Below are 22,012 nucleotides of genomic sequence, written 5' to 3'. Positions count from 1 at the left end.
TCCCAGTTCCCATGCCGGTGCAGGCTTCCAGGCCTGCGCCTCGGGATCGGCCGCGCCGCGATCTGCTCCCCTCTCCCTCCGGGAGAGGGGCGGGGGGTGAGGGAAGGTCGGCGTGGCTCGATGCATCCCTCACCCCAACCCTCTCCCAGAGGGAGAGGGGGCTGTCCGTGCAACCCGTAACTACGGAGTTACCCATGAGCTCAACCGCAGTCTTCGCCAAGGCCTCACCGCTGGACGCGCTGCAGCGCTGGATACCCAAGCTGGTATTGGCGCCCAGCGTGCTGATCGTGCTGGTCGGCTTCTACGGCTACATCCTCTGGACCTTTCTGCTGTCCTTCACCAACTCGCGCTTCATGCCCAGCTACAAGTTCGTCGGGCTGCAGCAGTACGAGCGCCTGCTGGAGAACGATCGCTGGTGGGTGGCCAGCCACAACCTGCTGGTCTACGGCGGACTGTTCATCACCATCAGCCTGGTGCTCGGCGTGTTCCTCGCCGTGCTGCTGGACCAGCGCATCCGCCGCGAAGGTTTCATCCGCACCGTCTACCTCTACCCCATGGCGCTGTCGATGATTGTCACCGGTACCGCCTGGAAATGGCTGCTCAATCCGGGCCTCGGCCTGGACAAGCTGCTGCGCGACTGGGGCTGGGAGGGCTTTCGCCTGGACTGGCTGGTGGACCCGGACCGGGTCGTCTACTGCCTGGTGATCGCCGCCGTGTGGCAGTCCTCGGGCTTCGTCATGGCGCTGTTCCTCGCCGGCCTGCGCGGGGTGGACCAGTCGATCATCCGTGCCGCCCAGGTGGACGGCGCCAGCCTGCCGACCATCTACCTGCGCATCGTCCTGCCGAGCCTGCGGCCGGTGTTCTTCAGCGCGCTGATGATCCTCGCCCACATCGCCATCAAGAGCTTCGACCTGGTGGCGGCGATGACCGCCGGCGGCCCCGGCTACGCCTCCGACCTGCCGGCGATGTTCATGTACGCCCACACCTTCACCCGCGGCCAGATGGGCCTCGGCGCCGCCAGCGCGATGCTCATGCTCGGCGCGGTGCTGGCGATCCTGGTGCCCTATCTGTACTCCGAACTGAGGAACAAGCGCCATGACTAGCCTGGCCGGAAAACCCGTGTTCAGCTTCAGCCGCCTGGCCATCTACGCCACGCTGATCCTGGCGTGCGCCGTCTACCTGGTGCCGCTGGTGGTGATGCTGCTGACCAGCTTCAAGACCCCCGACGACATCCGCAGCGGCAATCTGCTGTCCATGCCGGACGTGTTCACCCTGGTGGGCTGGGCCAAGGCCTGGGCCAGCGTCGGCGGCTACTTCTGGAACTCGGTGAAGATCACCGTGCCGGCGGTGATCATCTCCACCCTGCTCGGTGCGTTGAACGGCTACGTGCTGTCCATGTGGCGCTTCCGTGGCTCGCAGCTGTTCTTCGGGTTGCTGCTGTTCGGTTGCTTCCTGCCCTTCCAGGTGGTGCTGTTGCCGGCGTCCTTCACCCTTGGCCAGTTCGGCCTGGCCAACACCACCGGCGGCCTGGTGCTGGTGCACGTGGTCTACGGCCTGGCCTTCACCACGCTGTTCTTCCGCAACTTCTACGTGAGCATCCCCAACGCCCTGGTGAGTGCCGCGCGGCTGGACGGGGCGGGGTTCTTCACCATCTTCGGGCGCATCCTGCTGCCGATGTCGGTGCCGACCATCATGGTCTGCCTGATCTGGCAGTTCACCCAGATCTGGAACGACTTCCTCTTCGGCGTGGTGTTCGCCAGCGGCGACAGCCAGCCCATCACCGTGGCCCTGAACAACCTGGTGAACACCAGCACCGGGGTCAAGGAATACAACGTCGACATGGCCGCCGCGATGATCGCCGGCCTGCCCACCCTGCTGGTCTATGTATTCGCCGGCAAATATTTCCTGCGCGGTCTGACCGCTGGCGCGGTGAAGGGCTGATGCCCTCAAGATAGGAGAAACGACATGGCAACCCTCGAACTGCGCAATGTGAACAAGTCCTACGGCAGCGGCCTGGCGGACACCCTGAAGAACATCGAGCTGTCGATCGACTCGGGTGAATTCCTGATCCTGGTCGGCCCCTCCGGCTGCGGCAAATCCACCCTGATGAACTGCATTGCCGGGCTGGAGAACATCACCGGTGGCGCGATCATGGTGGACGGCGCCGACATCAGCGGCATGAGCCCCAAGGACCGGGACATCGCCATGGTGTTCCAGTCCTACGCCCTGTACCCGACCATGAGCGTGCGCGAGAACATCGCCTTCGGCCTGAAGATCCGCAAGCTGCCGGCCGCCGAGATCGACGCCGAAGTGGCCCGCGTGGCCAAGCTGCTGCAGATCGAGCACCTGCTGGAGCGCAAGCCCGGCCAGCTTTCCGGTGGCCAGCAGCAGCGCGTGGCCATGGGCCGGGCACTGGCGCGGCGGCCGAAGATCTACCTGTTCGACGAGCCGCTGTCGAACCTCGACGCCAAGCTGCGGGTGGAGATGCGCACCGAGATCAAGCTGATGCACCAGCGGCTGAAGACCACCACTGTCTACGTCACCCACGACCAGATCGAGGCCATGACCCTGGGCGACAAGGTGGCGGTGATGAAGGACGGCATCATCCAGCAGTTCGGCACCCCGCGAGAGATCTACAACGACCCGGCCAACCTCTTTGTCGCCGGCTTCATGGGCTCGCCGCCGATGAACTTCATCCCCCTGCGCCTGCAACGCCGCGACGGTCGCCTGGTGGGCCTGCTGGACAGCGCCGAAGGCCACTGCGAGCTGCCCCTGGGCGAAGCCCATGGCGAGCTGGAAGGGCATGAGCTGATCCTCGGCGTCCGCCCGGAGCAGATCCAGGTCGGCGCGAGCAACTCGCCCGCCGTCCGTGCCGAGGTGCAGGTGCTGGAGCCCACCGGCCCCGACACCCTGGCCTTCGTCGAGATCAACCAGACCAAGGTCTGCGTGCGCCTGGCGCCGGATGCCGCTCCACGGGTAGGGGAGACCCTGGAGCTGCAGTTCGCCCCGGACAAGGTGCTGCTGTTCGATGCGCGAAGCGGCGAGCGCCTCTGTGCTCCGGAAAAGGAGTCGAGCTTTGATCGGCCAGCCAGGGTGGCCCAGCTCAAGGGCTTGTAGCAGGTAGGGTGGGCTTCAGCCCACCAGATAGCTCGGTGGTGGGCTGAAGCCCACCCTACAAGAGCACCGCGTAAACGATCCATCGCAACACAACAATAAAAATCTGGAGTGGACATGAGCACGACTTTTAAAGGTTTGTGGGTACTGCCCTGCGCGCTTTTCGCGGTTTCCGGTGTGGCGCAGGCGGTGGAGTTCACCGGCTACATGCGCAGCGGTGCCGGTGGTTCCAACGAGGGCGGCACGCAATCCTGCTTCCAGTTGCCGGGGGCGCAATCGAAGTACCGCCTGGGCAACGAGTGCGAGCAGTACATCGAGCTGGACCTGCGCCAGGACCTGTTCAAGCTCGACGACGGTTCGGTGATCAGCGTCGAGGGCATGGCGCAGCTGTTCAATGAATACGGCCACACCCCCGAGTTCACCGGCGATCACGGCTTCGCGAGGATGAACCAGATGTACACCGAGTGGAGCAACATGCCGGCATTGAACGGTGGCTCCTTCTGGGCGGGGCGCCGCTTCTACAAGCGGAACGATATCCACATCTCCGACTACTACTACTGGAACCAGAGCGCCACCGGCTTCGGCTTCGACCAGGTGGCCATCGGCGACCTCAAGTACAGCTATGTCTTCTCGCGCAAGGACAACTACGACCAGGACCCCTACATCAACCGCCACGATTTCAATATCGACGGATTCCAGACCAACCCCGGCGGCGAAGTGGGCGTGGGCGTCAGCTACATCGACAAGCCCGACAGCACTGACGCCCACAGCGGCTGGTCGGCGGCCGTGCAGCACAAGCAGAAGGAGTTTCTCGGCGGGGTCAACACCTTCGCCCTGCAGTACGGCCGAGGGCCGGGCACCGCCCTGGGTTACACCGGCGATCCGACCCTGGACAACGCCAACCAGAGCTGGCGTGTGGTGGAGTTCTTCGACTGGCAGGTGACGCCGCGCTTCGGTGGCCAGTTCGAGGTGGTCTACCAGAAGGACACCCGCCCGGACGGCGACGACCAGAACTGGCTCTCCGTGGGCGTGCGCCCGGTCTACGCCATCACCGACCAGTTCAAGCTGGTCACCGAACTGGGTCGCGACCAGGTGGACGCTCCCGGCGGCACCCGCAAACTGACCAAGTTCACCGTCGCGCCCACCTGGTCGCCGGCCGGCCCCGGCTTCTGGCAGCGCCCGGAAATCCGCCTCTACTACACCTACGCCAGCTGGAACGAAGCGGCCCAGCGTGCAGCCAGCCAACTGGCGGCGGGTTCGGCACTGTCCGATACCGGCGCATTCGGCGATGCATTGCATGGCTCCAACTTCGGCGTGCAGCTGGAGTACTGGTGGAAGTGATGCGCAGCCCCAGGCCGCAGCTGCTGAAAGCGGGGGAGGGTTCGGACCATCCCCTGGCCGGCCTGCTGCGGCCGGCAGCCGGGCAGCCGTTCCGCTGGAGCGAGCAGCAGGGCCGCGAACTGCTGCTGGTGGAGCATCCGCGCTGCCAGGCGGTGTTCAGTCGCCAGGGTGGCCAATTGCTGCACTTCCAGCCCCGTGGCGAGCGTCCGCTGCTCTGGTGCGCGACGCGCTGGCCGAAGATCGGCGCCATCCGCGGCGGAGTGCCGGTGTGCTGGCCCTGGTTCGGCCGCCACCCCATGGAAGGCGGCTGGCCCCATCACGGCTGGGCGCGGCTCTCCGACTGGCGACTTATCCACAAGGAAGCCGACGCGGAAGGTGTGCGCCTCGTCTGGCGTTTGGAGCTGCACGACTGGCAGGTGGAGCTGGCGGCGGAACTCGGCGAGCGCCTGAGCCTGCAACTGGTCACCTGTCATCGCGACAGCGAGCCCTGCGTGTTCAGCCATGCGCTGCACGCCTACTGGCGGGTCAGCGATGTGGCGCGGGTCGGGCTGCTGGGGCTGGATGGCGCAGAAGGGCGTGATCTGATGAGCCGCGAACCCTGCCGGCAAGAGGGCGAATTGCGCGTGATCGATGGGTGCCACCAGGTGTTCCAGCAGGGCGGCCGCGTAAAGATTCAGGATGCCGGCTGGCAGCGACGTTTGTGCATCGACGGTGGGAGCAATCCGAACACCGTGGTCTGGCATCCCGGCAGCCGGCCTTTATCCGAAGTGAGCTGGGCGGAGGGGTTGGGATTTCTTTCCGTGCAGGGCGCGGCCTGTGGAGAAGACAGTGTGGAGCTGGTAGCGGGTGCAGAGGCGAGGTTGAGTTTGAAGGCGTGGGTCGGGTGATTTGTGGGGGCGGGCTCCGTTGCCCTCTCCCCAGTCGTAGGGTGGATCACGCTTTACCGATCCACCAGCGGAGCTGCTCGGAGCGTGTTGGTGGATGGAAGAGCGCCATCCACCCTACGAAAGGCGGGAGCCCGTCGCGATCAGGTCGGCTCTTCATCCGTCGGATAGCGGCTGGCATTGAGGCTTTCCTTGATCTTGCGCAGGTGCGGCTGGAAGTCCACGCCGCGGCGCAGGGTCATGCCGGTGGCGAGCACGTCGAGCACGGTGAGCTGGATGATGCGCGAAGTCATCGGCATGTAGATGTCGGTGTCCTCCGGCAGGGGGATGTCCAGGCTCAGGGTGCTGGCCTTGGCCAGGGGCGAGCCGGCGGCGGTGAGGCCAAGCACCGAGGCACCGTTCTGCCTGGCCAGGCGCGCCACTTCCACCAGTTCGCGGGTGCGGCCGGTGTAGGAAATGATCACGAACAGGTCGCCCGTGTGGGCCACCGAGGCCAGCATCCGTTGCATCAGCACATCGGAGTGGGCGGACACCGCGAGGTTGAAGCGGAAGAACTTGTGCTGTGCGTCCAGGGCCACCGAGGCCGAGGCGCCGAGGCCGAAGAAGTGGATTTGCCGCGCCTGGATCATCAGGTCCACGGCGCGGCTGATCAGCTGCGGATCGAGGCTCTGCAGGGCGCTGTCCAGGGAGGCGATGGCGCTGCCGAAGATCTTCCGGGTGTAGGCCTCGGGGCCGTCGTCGGCGGCCACCGCCTGGCTCACGTAGGCGGCGCCGCTGGCCAGGCTCTGGGCCAGCTGCATCTTCAGTTCGGGATAGCCGTTGACGCCGAAGGAGCGGCAGAAGCGGTTCACCGTCGGCTCGCTGACCTGCGCCGCCTGGGCCAGCGCCGCGATGCTGTAGCGGGTGGCCTGTTGCGGGTCGCGCAGGATGACTTCGGCGACCTTGCGCTCGGCCTTGTTGAGTTCGTCGAGGCGGTTCTGGATCTGTTCCAGCAGGTTGTGCACGCGGTCCATTGGGTTTCCTGGAAAGGGGCCTGCAATCAGTGGCTTATCGTACTGAGCGTACCCAGGCGGGGCCACCGTAATCTCGTATGTCGGTAAATGTAGTTTTATTACTACATTTTGTCTTGCTGTAACGCTTCATTGGGTGTATTCATAAGCTCATGTTTGATAGAAGAACAAATATCATGGCCTCTCAACCTGTCGAACCCTGCACCCTGGCCCTGTTCGGGGCACTTGGTGACCTGGCACTGCGCAAGCTGTTCCCCGCGCTCTATCAACTGGACCGTGCCGGCCTGCTGCCCGCCGACACCCGCATCCTCGCCCTGGCCCGCGAAGACGGCGACTGTGCCGCCCACCTCGCCGCCATCGGCGAACACCTGCGCCGCCATGTGCCGGCCCGGGAAGTGGAGGAGGGCGCCGTGCAGCGTTTCCTGGCGCGGCTCGACTACCTCTCCATGGACTTCCTCGACGCGGCAGCCTATTCGGCCCTGGCCGACAAGCTGGGCCCGGTAACCCGGCTGATCGCCTACTTCGCCACACCGGCATCGGTGTACGGGGCCATCTGCGCCGGCCTGGCCGCCACTGGGCTCGCCGAACGCACCCGGGTGGTGCTGGAAAAGCCCATTGGCCATGACCTGGAATCCTCCCGCGCGGTGAACGACGCGGTGGCGGCGCACTTCCCGGAAAACCGCACCTATCGGATCGACCACTACCTGGGCAAGGAGACGGTGCAGAACCTGATCGCCCTGCGCTTTGCCAACAGCCTGTTCGAAACCCAGTGGAACCAGCACCACATCTCCCACGTGGAAATCACCGTGGCCGAGCAGGTGGGCATCGAGGGCCGCTGGGGGTATTTCGACCAGGCCGGCCAGCTGCGCGACATGATCCAGAACCACCTGCTGCAGCTGCTCTGCCTGATCGCCATGGACCCGCCCAGCGACCTCTCCGCCGACAGCATCCGCGACGAGAAGGTGAAGGTGCTCAAGGCCCTGGCGCCGATCGGCGTGGAGCAACTCGGTCAACAGGTGGTGCGTGGCCAGTACGTGGCCGGCAACATCCTCGGCAAGTCGGTGCCCGGCTACCTGGAAGAGGACAACGCCAACACCCACAGCGACACCGAGACCTTCGTCGCCCTGCGCGCGGAAATCCGCAACTGGCGCTGGTCCGGCGTGCCCTTCTACCTGCGTACCGGCAAGCGCATGCCGCAGAAGCTTTCGCAGATCGTCATACACTTCAAGGAACCGCCGCACTACATCTTCGCCCCCGAGCAGCGGCCGTTGATCAGCAACCGCCTGATCATCCGTCTGCAACCGGACGAGGGCATTTCCCTGCAGGTGATGACCAAGGACCAGGGCCTGGACAAGGGCATGCAGCTGCGCAGCGGCCCGCTGCAGCTGAGCTTCTCCGACACCTACCGCAGCGTACGGATACCCGATGCCTACGAGCGGCTGCTGCTGGAAGTGATGAAGGGCAACCAGAACCTGTTCGTGCGCAAGGACGAAATCGAGTACGCCTGGAAGTGGTGCGACCAGCTGATCGCCGGTTGGCGGCAGCAGGGCGACGCACCCAAGCCCTATGCGGCAGGAACCTGGGGGCCGGTGGCCTCCATCGCATTGATCACCCGTGATGGCAGGAGCTGGTATGGCGATCTGTAATCTCGACCTGCCGTCGCAGGTCACCGGGCTCGCCCTTGGCAGCCCTGAACAACTGGCTGGCGAGCTGGCCATCACCGTGGCCAACGCCTTGCGTGCGGCCATCGAAACCCGCGGCTCGGCCGTGCTGGTGGTCTCCGGCGGGCGCAGCCCGGTGGCCTTCTTCGAGCGGCTCTCCGCAGAGATGCTGGACTGGTCGAAAGTGACCGTCAGCCTCGCCGATGAACGCTTCGTACCGGTCAGCCACTCCGACAGCAACGAAGGCCTGGTGCGCCGCCACCTGCTGCAAGGGGAGGCCGCGCAAGTACGCTTCGTCGGCCTCTACCAGAGCGCTCCGGGCGTGGAAGAGGCGGCGCGCCTGGCCGATGCGGCCCTGGCGGAACTGGCGCCCATCGACGTGCTGGTACTGGGCATGGGCGAGGATGGCCACACCGCCTCGCTCTTCCCCGGCAGCCCGAACCTGGACGAGGCCCTGCGCGCCGATGGTCCGCAGCGCTGTCTGCCAATGCTGGCACCCAGCGTGCCGCGCCAGCGCCTGACCCTGACCCTGCCGCTGCTGGCCAGCGCCCGGCTGACCCTGCTGACCGTGCAGGGCCAGGCCAAGCTGGCCACCCTGGCCGATGCCCTGGCGGGCGACGACGTGGCGGCGATGCCGATCCGCGCCTTCCTCCGCCGTCCCCTGGAAATCCACTGGTGCCCCTGAGCCCGAAGGACCGCAAATGACCAGTCTCCCCAACAGTCGGGCCACCAATCGCGACGCCGTGCCGGGCATGGCCGACAAGGCCGCCCTGATCGACATCCTCTGTGGCGCCGCGCGCATCCTCCCGGTGATCACCATCGAGCGCGAGCAGGACGTCCTGCCGCTCGCCGACGCCCTGGCCGCCGGCGGCTTGCGCACCCTGGAAATCACCCTGCGCTCCGAACACGGCCTCTCCGCCATTCGCACCCTGCGCGAGCAGCGCCCGGAGCTCTGCGTGGGGGCCGGCACCGTGCTGGACGAATGGATGCTCGCCGAAGCCGAGGCAGCCGGTTCCCAGTTCATCGTCACCCCCGGCTGCACCGCCGAGCTGCTGCGGGCCGGCGTCTACAGCCCGCTGCCACTCTTGCCCGGCATCAGCAGCGCGTCGGAAATCATGCTCGGCTACGCCCTGGGCTACCGCCGCTTCAAGCTGTTCCCGGCGGAAATATGCGGCGGCATCAAGGCCCTCAAGGCCTTCGGCGGCCCCTTCCCGGGCATCCGCTTCTGCCCCACCGGCGGGGTCAATCCCGGCAACCTGCGCGACTACATGGCGCTGCCCAACGTGATGTGCGTGGGCGGCACCTGGATGATGGACAAGGACTGGATCCGCAACGGCGACTGGCAGCGCATCCAGGAATGTTCCGCCGAGGCGCTGGCGTTGCTGGGCTGAGGCCGGCTGCTTCGCCCGTGGGGCGATCTTCCCTTGTAGGGGCGAATTCATTCGCCAAGCAGGCCGAAGGTCTGCCCTGCAAGATCCAATGGGGGCACTGCGTGCCCCTTGGCGAATGAATTCGCCCCTACAGGTTTCTACCCACCTTTGATCTACGCCGATCCCGTGCGGGAGCGGATTCCGCCAAACGGTTTGCTGAATCGATTTACCAAACAAAAAAGCCACGTTAAAACCTGACTTCATCTTCACCCGTTCGTGTCCGAGGGATGAGCAATGACCCACAACAACAATCTCGATGCCCTGTTCCCCACTGCTGCCGAAATCCCCGAGCGCTTTCGCCCCGGCGCCCCCATCGAGCAGCGCGAGTACCTGGTGAATGGCGAGCTGCTGCGCTGGGACGGCCCGCTGGCCGCGGTGCGCAGCCCGATCTTCCTGGCTGGCGAGCGGGGCGACGAACAGGTGGTGCTGGGCAGCACTCCGCTGCTGGACGCCGACGCCGCCCTGGCCGCGCTGGACGCCGCCGTCGCCGCCTACGACCACGGCCAGGGCCTCTGGCCGACCATGCGCGTGGCCGAGCGCATCCAGCATGTGGAGAAATTCCTGACGCGCATGCGCGAGCAGCGCGAGGCGGTGGTCCGGTTGCTGATGTGGGAGATCGGCAAGAACCTCAAGGATTCCGAGAAGGAATTCGATCGCACCTGCGACTACATCGTCGACACCATCGAGGCGCTCAAGGAGCTGGACCGCCGTTCCAGCCGCTTCGAGCTGGAGCAGGGCACCCTCGGCCAGATCCGCCGCGTGCCGCTGGGCGTGGCCCTGTGCATGGGCCCCTACAACTACCCGCTGAACGAGACCTTCACCACCCTGATCCCGGCACTGATCATGGGCAACACCGTGGTGTTCAAACCGGCCAAGTTCGGTGTGCTGCTGATCCGTCCGCTGCTGGAGGCCTTCCGCGACAGCTTCCCGCCGGGGGTCATCAACATCATCTACGGCCGTGGCCGCGAGACCGTCAGCGCCATCATGGCCAGCGGCAAGGTCGATGTGTTCGCCTTCATCGGCACCCACTCCGGGGCCAGCGACCTGAAGAAGCTGCACCCGCGCCCGCACCGCCTGCGCGCGGCCCTGGGCCTGGATGCGAAGAACCCCGGCATCGTGCTGCCGAAAGTGGACCTGGACAACGCGGTGAGCGAAGCCATCACCGGCGCGCTGTCCTTCAATGGCCAGCGCTGCACCGCGCTGAAGATTCTCTTCGTCCACGAGGATGTGCTCGAACCCTTCCTCGACAACTTCTGCGCCAAGCTCGCCGCGCTCAAGCCGGGCATGCCCTGGGACGACGGCGTGGCCCTGACCCCGCTGCCCGAGCCGGGCAAGGTCGATTACCTCAACACTCTGCTGGCGGATGCCGTGGCCAAGGGCGCCAAGGTGGTCAACCCGGGCGGCGGCAGCCACCGGCAGAGCTTTTTCTATCCCGCCGTACTGAGCCCGGTCAGCCCGGACATGCGCCTGTACTTTGAGGAACAGTTCGGCCCGTTGATCCCCGTGGTGCCCTACCGCGAGCTGGAGGAGGTGATCGACTACGTGCTGCATTCCGACTACGGCCAGCAGCTCAGCCTGTTCGGCAACGACCCGGCGCAGGTCGGCCGCCTCGTCGACGCCTTCGCCAACCAGGTCGGCCGCATCAACATCAATACCCAGTGCCAGCGTGGCCCGGACAGCTATCCCTTCAACGGCCGCAAGAACTCCGCCGAGGGCACGCTGTCGGTACATGACGCCCTGCGCGTGTTCTCCATTCGCACCCTGGTGGCGACGAAGTTCCAGGAGGACAACAAAGCGCTGGTCAGCGAGATCATTCGCAACCGCGAATCGAACTTCCTGACCACGGATTACATTTTCTGAGAGCGGGCGGCGGAACCCTGTAGGGGCAGTGGATTGCTGTAGGGGCGAATTCATTCGCCAAGCAGGCCGAAGGACTGCCCTGCAAGGTCTATTGGGGGCACTGCGTGCCCCTTGGCGAATGAATTCGCCCCTACAAGGATTTCGCCATTCCACCGATCAACGGAGACACCCCATGCCCCGCCCCATCAGCCGGGAAACCCGGCTCTGCATGTCGCTGTCCGGCCGCCCCGGCAATTTCGGCACGCGCTTTCACAACTACCTGTACGAAGCGCTGGATCTCGACTTTATCTACAAGGCCTTCACCACCACCGACCTGCCGGCCGCCATCGGCGGCATCCGCGCCCTGGGCATCCGCGGTTCGGCCGTTTCGATGCCGTTCAAGGAAGCCTGCATTCCGCTGCTGGACGAACTGGACGCTTCCGCTTCGGCCATCGACTCGGTGAACACCATAGTCGCCGACAACGGCTGGCTGAAGGGCTACAACACCGACTACAGCGCCGTGGCCAGCCTGCTGGCGAGCCACGCCGTGCCGAAGGACATCCGCTTCGCCCTGCGCGGCAGCGGCGGCATGGCCAAGGCCGTGGCCAGCGCGTTACGCGACAGCGGTTTCCGCCACGGCAGCATCATCGCCCGCAACGCGGAGACTGGTCGGAAGCTGGCCGAAGGCTGTGGCTACGAATGGTTGCCTGAACTGGGTGATGCAATGCCGCAGATGCTGGTGAATGTCACCCCGCTGGGCATGGAGGGCGGCCCGGAGGCGAACAGCCTGGCTTTCACGCCTGCGCAGGTGGAGGTGGCCGAGTGGGTGTTCGACGTGGTCGCCCTGCCAGTGGAAACCCCGCTGATCCGCCTGGCCCGCGAGCTGGGCAAGCCGGTGATCACCGGCGCCGAGGTGATCGTGCTGCAGGCCGTGGAGCAGTTCGTCCTCTACACCGGCATCCGGCCGGAGGCGGAGCTGATCGAGAAGGCCGCGGCGTTCGCAAGGGGCTTGTAGGGGCGAATTCATTCGCCAAGCAGGCCGAAGGTCTGCCCTTCAAGGCCCAGCGGGGGCACTGCGTGCCCCTTGGCGAATGAATTCGCCCCTACAGGAATGGTGCCGGCGGCACCTCAATCCTCCGGCAGATTCGCGTAGATCTTTTCCAGGGTGCCGTTGAGCTTGGCGATCTGGGCTTCGGTGAGGTCCCTGAAGCTGTTGGTGAAGATGTGCGCAGTATTGGCCTGGATTTCTTCCACCACCTGCCGGCCCTTCTCGGTGATGGTCACCTGGGTGACGCGGCCGTCATTGCTGCACGGAGCGGTGTCCACCAGGCCGTCGTCCTTCATGCGGTAGACGATCTTGGTGACGGTGGAGAGCTTGGCGATGGCGTGCTCGGAAATCTCCGAGATGCTCGATTGGCCGTTCTCCTTGAGGATGAAGAGGATGCGCCAGCGGGGGATGTCCAGGTCGATCTTCTTCAGGGTCTTTTCCATGGCCATGTTGTAGCGGCCGTAGACGCGGGCGATCCAGTAGAAGGGAAACTCTTCTTTCTTGAAGTCGTCACTGGCGGGGTTGTAACGATTGAGGCGCTTCTTCGGGGTGCTCATGCGAGTGGGGCATAGGTTCCTGCAGACAGGGGGAGAGTTATAGGGGGTTGCGTCGAGCCTGTCGACAGCCAAGTGGCCGGGACTTGACCTTGGTCAGTCCCGGCGGGTGGCCCGGCCTCGCGGCCGGGCCGGGGGATCAACCGGCGAGCATCTCCTGGTGCTTGCTGGCCAGGCCCAGGTAAGCCTCGATCACGCGCGGATCATCGGCGAGCTGGGCGGCGGGGCCCTGCATGGCGATCTGACCGGTCTCCAGCACGTAGGCATAGTCGGCCACGCGCAGGGCGGCGCGGGCGTTCTGCTCCACCAGCAGGATGGACACCCCCTGCTGGCGCAGGGTGGTGATGATGCGGAAGATCTCGCGGGTGATCAGCGGCGCCAGGCCGAGGCTGGGTTCGTCGAGCATCAGCAGCTTGGGCCTGGCCATCAGTGCGCGGCCCACGGCGAGCATCTGCCGCTCGCCGCCGGACAGGGTGGCGGCCAGTTGGTCGCGGCGCTCCCACAGGCGCGGGAAAAGGTCATAGACCTCCTTCAGAGTTTCGCCATGGTCGCGCTTGCCGCTGCGATGGCGCTGGAAGGCGCCGAGCAGCAGGTTGTCGGCCACCGTCATGCTGCTGAACAGCTCGCGTTTTTCCGGCACCAGGCCGAGGCCGCGCGAGACCATCACTTCCACGTCCGGCACCGCTTCCAGGCTGCCGTCGAAGTCCACCCGGCCACGGGAGCCGAGCACGCCCATGATGGCAGAGAGCAGGGTCGTCTTGCCGGCGCCATTGGGGCCGATCACGGTGACGATCTGGCCCTGGCCGACCCGCAGGCTGGCATTGCTCAGCGCTTCCACCTTGCCGTAGGCGACGCACAGGTCGCGGACGTCCAGCACCGCATTGGCCACGCGGTTTTCCGGCTGGTTCAGGTCTTGAATCGGCATGTTCATCACTCCGCTCCTCCGAGGTAGGCTTCCAGCACCACCGGGTCCTTCTGCACGTCGGCCGGCAGCCCGTGGGCGATGCGCTGGCCGAATTCCATCACCACCACGCGGTCCACCAGGCCCATGACGAAGTCCATGTCGTGCTCCACCAGGAGGATCGCCATGCCTTCGCTGCGCAAGCGGCTGAGGAGGGTGCAGAGGGCTTCCTTCTCCTTGTGGCGCAGGCCGGCGGCGGGCTCGTCGAGTAGCAGCAGGCAGGGATTGGCGCAGAGGGCGCGGGCGATCTCCAGGATGCGCTGTTGACCCAGGGCCAGGCTGCCAGCCTCCACGTGCAGGTAGTCGCCCAGGCCGACGCGTTCGAGCTGGCGGCGGGCTTCGCCGAGCAACTCGGCTTCCTCGGCGCGGTCCAGGCGCAGGGCGGCGGAGAGCACGCCCCTGTGGCCGCGCAGGTGGGCGCCGATGGCGACGTTCTCCAGCACGCTCATTTCCGGCAGCAGCTTCACATGCTGGAAGGTGCGGCTCATGCCCATGCGGGCGATGGCGCGGGAAGGGATGCCGTTGATGCGCTCACCCCGGAACAGCACCTCGCCCGAGGTGGGGGTGTCGACGCCCGAGAGCTGGTTGAACAGGGTGCTCTTGCCGGCGCCGTTGGGGCCGATCAGGGCGAGGATTTCCCCGGCGCACAGGTTCAGGTTCATCTCGTTGTTGGCCACCAGGCCGCCAAAGCGACGGGTTACGTTGCGGGCTTCCAGCAGCACCTCACCGGCGGCCGGCAGATCGCGACGCGGCAGCTCGGCGGTGAGTTCCGCCGCCTTGATCGCCTTGCGTGGCTTCCAGGCATCCGGCACCAGGCGCAGCAGCAGGGGCCAGAGGCCGCCCGGCGCACGCTGCATCAGCAGGATGATGATCAGGCCGAAGACGATCACCTCGTAGTTGCCGGTGCTGCCGAAGAGCTGCGGCAGCAGGTCCTGCAGCCATTGCTTGAGCATGGTCAGCGTGCCGGCGCCGAGCAGGGCGCCCCAGACGCTGGCCACGCCGCCGATCAGCGCCATGAACAGGTAGTCGATGCCCATGTGCAGGCCGAAGGGCGTGGGGTTCACGAAGCGCTGGGTGTGGGCGTAGAGCCAGCCGGAAAGGGCGGCGAACAGGGCCGAGATGAGGAAGATCACCAGCTTGGAGCGGAAGGTGTTCACGCCCATGGATTCGGCCATCAGCTGGCCACCCCTGAGTGCGCGGATGGCGCGGCCTTCACGGGAATCCAGGAGATTCTGGGTGATCAGCATGGCACAGAGCAGCACGGCCCAGATCAGGTAGTAGATCTCCTCGCCCTTGTTCAGCTCCCAGCCGAACAGGGAGATGGAAGGCAGGCCGCTGACCCCGGTGTGGCCGCCGAGGGATTCCAGGGTGCCGAACAGGTAGTAGAGCGACAGGCCCCAGGCGATGGTGCCCAGCGGCAGGTAGTGGCCGGAAAGCTTCAGGGTCAGGGCGCCGAGCAGCAGGGCCACCGCGCCGGTGAGGGCCAGGCCCACCAGCAGGGTCAGCCAGGGCGAGGCGCTGGCCCAGGCGAGCCAGCCCGGCAGTTCCGGCACCGTGGTCAGGTAGGCGCTGGTATAGGCACCCAGGCCGACGAAGGCCGCCTGGCCGAAGCTGGTCATGCCGCCGACACCGGTGAGCAGCACCAGCCCGAGGACGACCAGCGTATAGAGGCCGATGTAATTGAGCAGGGTGACGTAGTAGGGCGGCAGCACCAGCGGCGCGATGCCGAGCACGGCCAGCAGGGCGAGGATCAGGTAGCGCGGGTTCATTCATCGTCCTCCACATGACGGCTGGTGAGGGAGCGCCAGAGCAGGAAGGGGATGATCAGGGTGAAGACGATGATCTCCTTGTAGGTGCTGGCCCAGAACATCGAAAAGGCCTCGATCAGGCCCACGCCCAGGGCGCCCAGCGCGGCCACCGGGTAGCTGACCAGGCCGCCGATGATGGCGCCGACGAAACCCTTGAGGCTGATGACGAAGCCCGAGTCGAAGTAGAGGGTGGTGATGGGGGCGATGAGGATGCCCGACAGCGCGCCGATGAAGGTGGCCAGGGCGAAAGTGGCCTTGCCCGCCAGGTTCGGCGAAATGCCCATCAGCCGCGCGCCCAGGCGGTTCACCGCGGTGGCGCGCAGGGCCTTGCCGTAGAGGCTGCGCTCGAAGAACAGGAACAGGCCGATGATCAGTGTCAGGGATACGGCGATGACCCACAGGGTCTGGCTGTTGAAGGTCACCGGGCCGAGGGTCAGGCCGGCTTCGGAGAAGGGCGCGGTGCGTGCGCCTTCCGGGCCGAACATCAACAGGCCGATGCCGACCATGGCCACGTGCACGGCGATGGAAACGATCAGCAGGACCAGGGAACTGGCCGAGGCCAGCGGCTGGAACACCAGGCGATAGAGCTGCGGGCCCAGCGGCACCACCAGCGCCAGGGTGAGCAGCGCCTGGACGGCCATCGGCAGCTCCGCCAGCGGCAGGCCGCGCACCAGGCCGACCATGGCCAGGGCATAGGCGAGCTTGGGGATTATCCGTTTCGGGAAGCGGAAGCCGCGATTGGCGCGGGCGGCGTCAAACAGGTCCATGGCGCAGTCCGCCAGGGTCAGGCCGAGCAGCAGCCAGACCAGCGCGGTGGGCTGGCCGGCCTGTAGGCTGGCCATGGTCAACGCGCCATAGGTGACGAACTCGCCCTGGGGGATCAGCAGGATGCGCGTGACGGTGAAGACCAGCAGGAGCGACAGGGCCAGCAGTGCATAGATGGCGCCGTTGGTGATGCCGTCCTGGCCGAGCAGCAGGGCTATCTGGAGATTCATGGTGGGAACTCTTGTTGCGGTATGGGGCGCGCAAACTTGTAGGGTGGTGCTTCAGCCCACCATCGAGCGGTGGGCTGAAGCCCACCCTACGGGGCGCGCGAGGCGATCAGTGCGTAGGGTGGATGACGCTTTTTTCATCCACCGTCGGTGCTCGACCCGGGCTCCGTGTGGTGGACAGAAAAGCGCTGTCCACCCTACGAAGAGCCTGTGCCTGACGATCAGTTGCGGCCGAGCAGGGTCCAGGTGCCGTTCTTCACCTGGATCAGCTCGCGGCCGCGCTCGTCGAAGCCGCTGTGGTCATCCGGGGTCATGTTGTAGACGCCCTGGGTGGCGGGCACTTCGCGGCTGGCTTCCAGTGCGTCGCGCAGGGCGGCGCGGAACTCCGGCGTACCCGGCGCGGCCTTGGCGGCAGCCAGCGGAATGGCCTTCTGCAGCAGCAGGCCGGCGTCGAAGGTGTTGGCGCCGAAGGTGGCCGGCTTGCTGCCGTTGAGCTTCTCGTAGGCCGCCACGTATTCACCGGCGACCTGCTTGGAAGGATGGCCGTCAGGGATCTGATCGAGCACCAGCATCAGGCTGGCGGCGAGGATGGTGCCTTCCACCTTCTTGCCGCCGAGCTTGAGGAAGTCCGGCAGCGCGGCACCGTGGGTCTGGTACATCTGGCCGCGATAGCCCTGGTCGAACAGGGTGGTCTGCGGCAGCACCGCGGCACTGCCCGGCGCGGCTACCAGCACGGCGTCGGGGCGGGACGCGAGCACCTTCAGGCTCTGGCCGGTGACCGAAGTGTCCTGGCGCTGGAAGCGTTCGTTGGCCACCAGCTTGATGCCGTGCTCGGCGGCCAGGGCGCCCATCACTTTGGACCAGTTCTCGCCATAGGGGTCGGCGGTGCCGATGAAGCCCAGGGTCTTCACGCCGCGTGCGGCCATGTCGCCCACCAGGGCCTTGGCGATCAGGTCATCGTTCTGGGTGGTCTTGAACACCCACTTCTTCTGCTCGTTCATCGGCAGCACCACGGACGCGGTGCCCACCGGCGCCAGCAACGGCACGCCGGCCTCCGCGACGAACTGGATCACGCCCATGGCATTGGGCGAACCGCTTGGGCCGATGATGGCGTCGACGTTCTCTTCGCTGATCAGCTTCTTCAGTGCCTTGACGGTAGCGGTGGGGTCACTGCCGTCATCCAGGGGGATGTAGGTCACCTTCTGGTCCCCGGCCTGGGAGGGCAGCAATGGTGTCGAGTTCTTCTGGGGTAGCCCGACCAGCGCGAGCGGCCCGGTGGAGGAGGTGATGACGCCGACCTTCACGTCGGCCTGGGCATTGGCCAGGCAGGCGGCGCTGAGGAGCAGGGTGGACACGGCTTGTTTGAAGAGCATGACGTTCTCCGAGGGTTGCAAGGCTATTCCAGAGGCAGGGTCCGCAATGCTCCCGGAGGAGCTGGTGCGCGGGCGCCCGCCGCCTTTTTGTTGTTCTGGCGCCTGTTGGCGCTACCGGCGGGTATCCCGCTCGACGGGAGTCCGGAGTGCAGCTCCCGTGCCAGAAAAACCTGCGCCATGTCGGTGCCGGGCCGATGAACGGTTGTTGGCCCGTGCTCGCTGCCCTTCTTTCGGCGCTTTCCGAACACCCTGTCGGCCTGTTCCAGAAAACCGCTTTGACACCGCTCTGGCTGGCCTTCCGCTGGTCTCTCCAGAGGTGGTTTTTGGGGGCTAAAAAGCATGAATTTTTGCTCTGAAAAATCCACGTTTTTGCTCATAAAAAATCGCAATAAATCGCAAATATTCTGTTCGATAAACGCACGCCTGTGGGCGCCAGGGATTCACGGTGTTTCCTTGGTTTTAAATGAGAAGTTTTCTTTATTAGATAATAAGATATTGAAATACAAGGGTTTTATTAATCAGATAAGAGATATTTTGAGTTTCTGGACTGTTACCGATCTGCACGAGACTGGTGCTCGATTACGTGAAAATGCACCTAATCTACACACTCATTTTCCAGTGATAATTCAATTGACATTTCACGTAATTATTCTGATTCTGGATTTACGCGATCGACACCCAAACCGGGATCGGTCGGCACCAACAAGAACGCCAATGGGTGATGCAGATGACGATAGTGGTCGAGAAGCTGGAGCTGGGTGGGGCCGGAAGGACCGTGATGGTGAAAGACACCATCGACGTTGCCGGCCATCCCACCCGTGCCTCCAGCCGCGCGCTGGAGGAAGCGCCCGACGCCGAGCGCCATGCCGATGTGGTCCAGGCGCTGCTGGATGCGGATTGCCGCATCACCGGCAAGACCGGCCTGCATGAACTGGCCTTCGGTACCACCGGCCTGAACGCCTGGATCGGCACCGCCGACAACCCGCGCTACCCCGGCCGTATTCCCGGCGGCTCCTCGAGTGGCTCGGCCGCGGCCGTCGCCGCTGACCTCTGTGATTTTGCCCTGGGCACCGATACCGGTGGTTCGGTGCGAATCCCCGCCGCCTGCTGCGGTGTGTTCGGCCTCAAGCCCACGTTCGGTCGCGTCAGCCGCGCTGGCGTGATGCCGGCCGAGACCTCCCTGGACTGCGTCGGCCCCTTCGCTGCCAGCATCCACATGCTCATCGAAGCCATGGGCACCATCGATCCTTCCTTCGGTGTGCTGCCCGGTGTCAGTGGCATTCGCATCGGCGTCGTGCCGGTGGAAGCCAATCGAGAAGTGCAGGCCGCCCTGGACGCCGTGCTGGAAGCCTCCGATTTCGAACTGCGCAGTGCGCCGCTGCCGGGCATGCCGGCCGCCTATGACGCCGGCCTCGCCATCATCAACCGGGAAACCTGGAATGCCTGTGGACACCTGGTGGAAAGCGGTCTGGTGGGCGCCGATGTCGCCTCCCGACTGCTGGCCGCCAGCGCCACCACCGACGCCGCCCTGGCTGATGCCGAGGTCGTCCGCGCCGCCTTCACCGCCGAAGTGGATGCCGCCCTGGCGCGCTGCCCGATCCTCGCCCTGCCGACCATGCCGGATTACCCGGCCCTGGTGGCGGACGCCGCCGACACCCGCGCGGCCATCGGCATGACCGCCTTTGTGCGGCCCTTCAACCTCACTGGCCATCCGGCACTGAGCATCCCCTTCGAGGGCGCCTCGAAGCTGCCGGTGGGTCTGCAACTCGTTGCCGCCAGGGGCGCGGATGAACTGCTGCTGGCAGTCGCCCGCGAGCTTGTGCGTCGCCTCGAACAATAACCACAAAGCCCACCTGGAGAGCCCCATGTCTTCGCTAAGCGAGCTGGATTACCAGCGCCCCTCCCCGATTACCGCGAGTGAAGGATTCCAGACGCTGCTCGCCGATATCCGCGAGCGTGCCCGGCGCGAGGAATTCGACCGGCAGAAATTCATTTCCCAGGACGTGATCGAGCGGTTCAAGGAGCTCGGCGTCTACCGTGCCCTGGTGCCTACCCGCTTCGGCGGTGACCAGTGCTCGCCCATGGAGTTCTGCCAGATGGTGGAGGACATCTCCGCCGCTGACGGTTCCGCCGGCTGGGTGGCCAGCTTCGGCATGAACCCGGTGTACCTGGCGGCGCTGCCCCTGGAAACCCTGGAGAAGGTCTACGCCAACGGTCCGGACGTGGTCTTCGCCGGCGGCATCTTCCCGCCGCAGCCGGCGGCCTTCGTCGAGGGCGGACTGGAAGTGAACGGACGCTGGAAATTCTCCAGCGGCTGCATGGGCGCCACCCTGATCGGCGTCGGCATCAGCCCGAAGAACGGTGACACAGTCGGCCTGCCACGCCTGGCGGTGATGCCCCGCGAGAAGGTGAAGATCGAGGAGACCTGGGACGTGGTCGGCCTGATCGGCACCGGCAGCCATGACGTGGTGATCGAAGGCGTGGTGGTGCCCGAAGAGTGGACCTTCGTGCGCGGTGGTCCGGCCAACCTCGACGAGCCGATGTTCCGCTACCCCTCGTTGTCCTTCGCCACCCAGGTGCTCTCTGTCGTGGGCCTGGGCGTTGCCCGCGCCGCGCTGGACTACCTCTCCGGCATGGCCACCGGCCGCTTCTCCGTTACCGGCGCTCCGGCCCTGGCCGACCGCCCACTGGCGCAGATGCAGATGGCCAAGGCCGAGGCCGAACTGCGCGCCGCCCGCGCCTGGTTCTACGAGGCCATGGAAAACGCCTGGGCCAGCGTGCTGGCCGGTGATCCGGTAAGCGTGGAGCAGACCAACCTGCTGCGCCTGTCCTCCACCCACGCCACCCGCGTGTCCGCCGAAGTGGCGCGCAGCGCGCAGATGCTCTCGGGCATGTCCGGTGTGTACCGCGAAAACCCGCTGTCGCGCTTCGTCAACGACACCCTGGTGATCACCCAGCACGCCTTCATGGGCGACATGACCTACCAGAACGCCGGCGCGATCTTCTTCGGCAACAAGCCGCTGCCCGGCTACCTGTGAATTCCAACTGACTGATCGGTGATTTCGATGAGCGAGAAAAAAGCCCTGCGCGTCCTCTTCTGCATGGGGATCAACCAGAACTTCTTCGATGCCCCGCGCGAAGAGCAGCTCCAGGTCTGGGCCGCCTTCAGCGAGATGTGGAACGGCATCCACGACCTGCCCGGTGTGAAGGTGTTCGGCAACATGGACGACGACCAGAGCATGGTCGGACCAAGCACCGGCTACCCCTGGACCACCTACCTGCTGGCCGACGTGCCGGACATCGAAACCGTCCACGCCGCCTGCAACCTGTTCCGCACCACCCCGGTGGGCGACGGCATGTACAAGCTCTGGCGCTACGCCAAGGTCGAGGCCCGCACCGGCCGCGAACTGATCATCCAGCGCGCGTGACCGCCATGAGCCAAGCCCTCGAAGCACGTCTGCGCCAGCTGGAAAACGAACATGCCGTGCGCGCCTGCATGAACCGCTACATGGAACTGTGCGACGCCCTGGATGCCCGCACGCCCCTGGATGAGCTGGCCGGCCTGTTCACCGTCGACGCCGTCTGGGAAGGCAAGGGCGCCAAGTACGCCAAGAGCTTCGGCGGCTACCAGGGACGCGAAGCCATTGCCGCCATGTTCGACACCTACAGGGTGGAGCCGGCGCACTTCGCTCTGAACGTGCATTTCCTCTGCTCGGAGCTGATTCGTGTGAACGGCGAGAGCGCAGAGGGCAGCTGGGTGATGTTGCAGACCTCCACCTTCGCCAGCGGCGCCTCGCACCTCAATGCGGCACGCCTGACGGTGAAGTTCCGTGAGGAAGAGGGCGCCTGGCGCATGGCGCATTTCCAGACCGAGAACCTGTTCAGCCGGCCGGTGGAGGCGTGGAACAACGACGCGCACCTGCCGGTGCCGGGCAAGAACGGCGAGTAACAAACGTTGGGTGGGCCGGGCGGCGTTCCGCTTTAGCCCACCAAAGAG

21 protein-coding genes are annotated in these 22,012 nt (G+C 65.6%); 15 read left to right on the top strand and 6 right to left on the bottom strand.

Going from position 1 to position 22,012, the window contains the following annotated elements; genetic code table 11:
- The first annotated feature begins 194 nt into the window (after window positions 1-194).
- The 5 genes from ACFW0H_RS22890 to ACFW0H_RS22870 all read left to right on the top strand — a co-directional run bounded on the left by ACFW0H_RS22890 (window position 195) and on the right by ACFW0H_RS22870 (window position 5,342).
- Entirely contained in the window at window positions 195-1,103 is a 909-nt protein-coding gene (locus ACFW0H_RS22890) for a carbohydrate ABC transporter permease (RefSeq protein WP_422916141.1), read from the top strand.
- On the top strand, window positions 1,096-1,941 hold the full coding sequence (locus tag ACFW0H_RS22885; protein ID WP_422916140.1) for a carbohydrate ABC transporter permease: 846 nt from the start codon (window positions 1,096-1,098) through the stop codon (window positions 1,939-1,941). The genes ACFW0H_RS22890 and ACFW0H_RS22885 overlap by 8 nt, the downstream gene beginning before the upstream one ends.
- A 24-nt stretch (window positions 1,942-1,965) precedes the next feature.
- Window positions 1,966-3,117 carry an ABC transporter ATP-binding protein gene (locus ACFW0H_RS22880; RefSeq protein WP_422916139.1) on the top strand — a complete coding sequence of 384 codons (1,152 nt, stop codon included), beginning with the start codon at window positions 1,966-1,968 and terminating at the stop codon, window positions 3,115-3,117.
- 114 nt (window positions 3,118-3,231) lie between these two features.
- Window positions 3,232-4,455, top strand: a complete 1,224-nt coding sequence (locus ACFW0H_RS22875) for a maltoporin (protein ID WP_422916138.1) — start codon at window positions 3,232-3,234, stop codon at window positions 4,453-4,455.
- Window positions 4,455-5,342: a D-hexose-6-phosphate mutarotase gene (locus tag ACFW0H_RS22870; protein ID WP_422916137.1), complete on the top strand. Its 888-nt coding sequence runs from the start codon at window positions 4,455-4,457 to the stop codon at window positions 5,340-5,342. Before ACFW0H_RS22875 ends, ACFW0H_RS22870 begins: the two co-directional genes overlap by 1 nt.
- A 140-nt stretch (window positions 5,343-5,482) precedes the next feature.
- Here the strand turns inward: ACFW0H_RS22870 and ACFW0H_RS22865 are convergent, their stop codons facing one another.
- On the bottom strand, window positions 5,483-6,352 hold the full coding sequence (locus ACFW0H_RS22865) for a MurR/RpiR family transcriptional regulator (protein WP_459077329.1): 870 nt from the start codon (window positions 6,350-6,352) through the stop codon (window positions 5,483-5,485).
- A 173-nt stretch (window positions 6,353-6,525) separates the two neighbouring features.
- Here ACFW0H_RS22865 and zwf point away from each other — a divergent pair, with 173 nt between their 5' ends.
- From zwf to ACFW0H_RS22840, 5 genes are all read left to right on the top strand, one after another.
- Window positions 6,526-7,995, top strand: a complete 1,470-nt coding sequence (zwf, locus tag ACFW0H_RS22860) for a glucose-6-phosphate dehydrogenase (RefSeq protein ID WP_422916136.1) — start codon at window positions 6,526-6,528, stop codon at window positions 7,993-7,995.
- Window positions 7,982-8,695 (top strand): 6-phosphogluconolactonase, encoded by a 714-nt coding sequence (gene pgl / locus ACFW0H_RS22855; protein ID WP_422916135.1) that lies wholly within the window; start codon window positions 7,982-7,984, stop codon window positions 8,693-8,695. Before zwf ends, pgl begins: the two co-directional genes overlap by 14 nt.
- A 67-nt stretch (window positions 8,696-8,762) precedes the next feature.
- Window positions 8,763-9,401: a bifunctional 4-hydroxy-2-oxoglutarate aldolase/2-dehydro-3-deoxy-phosphogluconate aldolase gene (locus tag ACFW0H_RS22850; RefSeq protein WP_422916177.1), complete on the top strand. Its 639-nt coding sequence runs from the start codon at window positions 8,763-8,765 to the stop codon at window positions 9,399-9,401.
- 273 nt (window positions 9,402-9,674) lie between these two features.
- Entirely contained in the window at window positions 9,675-11,300 is a 1,626-nt protein-coding gene (locus ACFW0H_RS22845) for an NADP-dependent glyceraldehyde-3-phosphate dehydrogenase (RefSeq protein ID WP_422916134.1), read from the top strand.
- Window positions 11,301-11,472: 172 nt separating this feature from the next.
- Window positions 11,473-12,294 carry a shikimate 5-dehydrogenase gene (locus ACFW0H_RS22840; RefSeq protein WP_422916133.1) on the top strand — a complete coding sequence of 274 codons (822 nt, stop codon included), beginning with the start codon at window positions 11,473-11,475 and terminating at the stop codon, window positions 12,292-12,294.
- A gap of 113 nt (window positions 12,295-12,407) precedes the next feature.
- Here ACFW0H_RS22840 and ACFW0H_RS22835 read toward each other — a convergent pair whose 3' ends face one another.
- The 5 genes from ACFW0H_RS22835 to ACFW0H_RS22815 form a co-directional block, all read right to left on the bottom strand.
- Window positions 12,408-12,884, bottom strand: coding sequence for a MarR family winged helix-turn-helix transcriptional regulator (locus ACFW0H_RS22835; RefSeq protein ID WP_422916132.1), 477 nt, complete (start codon window positions 12,882-12,884; stop codon window positions 12,408-12,410).
- 136 nt (window positions 12,885-13,020) lie between these two features.
- Window positions 13,021-13,812 carry an ABC transporter ATP-binding protein gene (locus tag ACFW0H_RS22830; RefSeq protein WP_422916131.1) on the bottom strand — a complete coding sequence of 264 codons (792 nt, stop codon included), beginning with the start codon at window positions 13,810-13,812 and terminating at the stop codon, window positions 13,021-13,023.
- The gene (locus ACFW0H_RS22825) at window positions 13,812-15,611 is read right to left on the bottom strand and encodes a branched-chain amino acid ABC transporter ATP-binding protein/permease (protein WP_422916130.1); all 1,800 of its coding nucleotides are present in this window, start codon (window positions 15,609-15,611) and stop codon (window positions 13,812-13,814) included. The genes ACFW0H_RS22830 and ACFW0H_RS22825 overlap by 1 nt, the downstream gene beginning before the upstream one ends.
- Window positions 15,608-16,645 (bottom strand): branched-chain amino acid ABC transporter permease, encoded by a 1,038-nt coding sequence (locus ACFW0H_RS22820; RefSeq protein WP_422916129.1) that lies wholly within the window; start codon window positions 16,643-16,645, stop codon window positions 15,608-15,610. Before ACFW0H_RS22820 ends, ACFW0H_RS22825 begins: the two co-directional genes overlap by 4 nt.
- A 218-nt stretch (window positions 16,646-16,863) precedes the next feature.
- Window positions 16,864-18,015: an ABC transporter substrate-binding protein gene (locus tag ACFW0H_RS22815; protein ID WP_422916128.1), complete on the bottom strand. Its 1,152-nt coding sequence runs from the start codon at window positions 18,013-18,015 to the stop codon at window positions 16,864-16,866.
- A 146-nt stretch (window positions 18,016-18,161) separates the two neighbouring features.
- Between ACFW0H_RS22815 and ACFW0H_RS22810 the strand changes: the two genes are divergently transcribed.
- The 5 genes from ACFW0H_RS22810 (at window position 18,162) to ACFW0H_RS22790 (ending at window position 21,964) form a co-directional block, all read left to right on the top strand.
- Window positions 18,162-18,371, top strand: coding sequence for a hypothetical protein (locus ACFW0H_RS22810; protein WP_422916127.1), 210 nt, complete (start codon window positions 18,162-18,164; stop codon window positions 18,369-18,371).
- Window positions 18,372-18,742: 371 nt separating this feature from the next.
- Window positions 18,743-19,855 carry an amidase gene (locus ACFW0H_RS22805; RefSeq protein WP_422916176.1) on the top strand — a complete coding sequence of 371 codons (1,113 nt, stop codon included), beginning with the start codon at window positions 18,743-18,745 and terminating at the stop codon, window positions 19,853-19,855.
- A 25-nt stretch (window positions 19,856-19,880) separates the two neighbouring features.
- The gene (locus ACFW0H_RS22800; protein ID WP_422916126.1) at window positions 19,881-21,053 is read left to right on the top strand and encodes an acyl-CoA dehydrogenase family protein; all 1,173 of its coding nucleotides are present in this window, start codon (window positions 19,881-19,883) and stop codon (window positions 21,051-21,053) included.
- Window positions 21,054-21,080: 27 nt separating this feature from the next.
- Complete coding sequence (locus tag ACFW0H_RS22795) at window positions 21,081-21,443, top strand: IacB protein (RefSeq protein ID WP_422916125.1); 363 nt, start codon at window positions 21,081-21,083, stop codon at window positions 21,441-21,443.
- A 5-nt stretch (window positions 21,444-21,448) separates the two neighbouring features.
- The gene (locus ACFW0H_RS22790) at window positions 21,449-21,964 is read left to right on the top strand and encodes a nuclear transport factor 2 family protein (RefSeq protein WP_422916124.1); all 516 of its coding nucleotides are present in this window, start codon (window positions 21,449-21,451) and stop codon (window positions 21,962-21,964) included.
- Window positions 21,965-22,012 lie beyond the last annotated feature (48 nt).

The sequence above is a fragment of the Metapseudomonas cellulosilytica genome (genome assembly GCF_049334135.1).
Taxonomy (GTDB): Bacteria; Pseudomonadota; Gammaproteobacteria; order Pseudomonadales; family Pseudomonadaceae; genus Metapseudomonas.
This window is presented reverse-complemented; position numbering and strand designations above follow the sequence as displayed.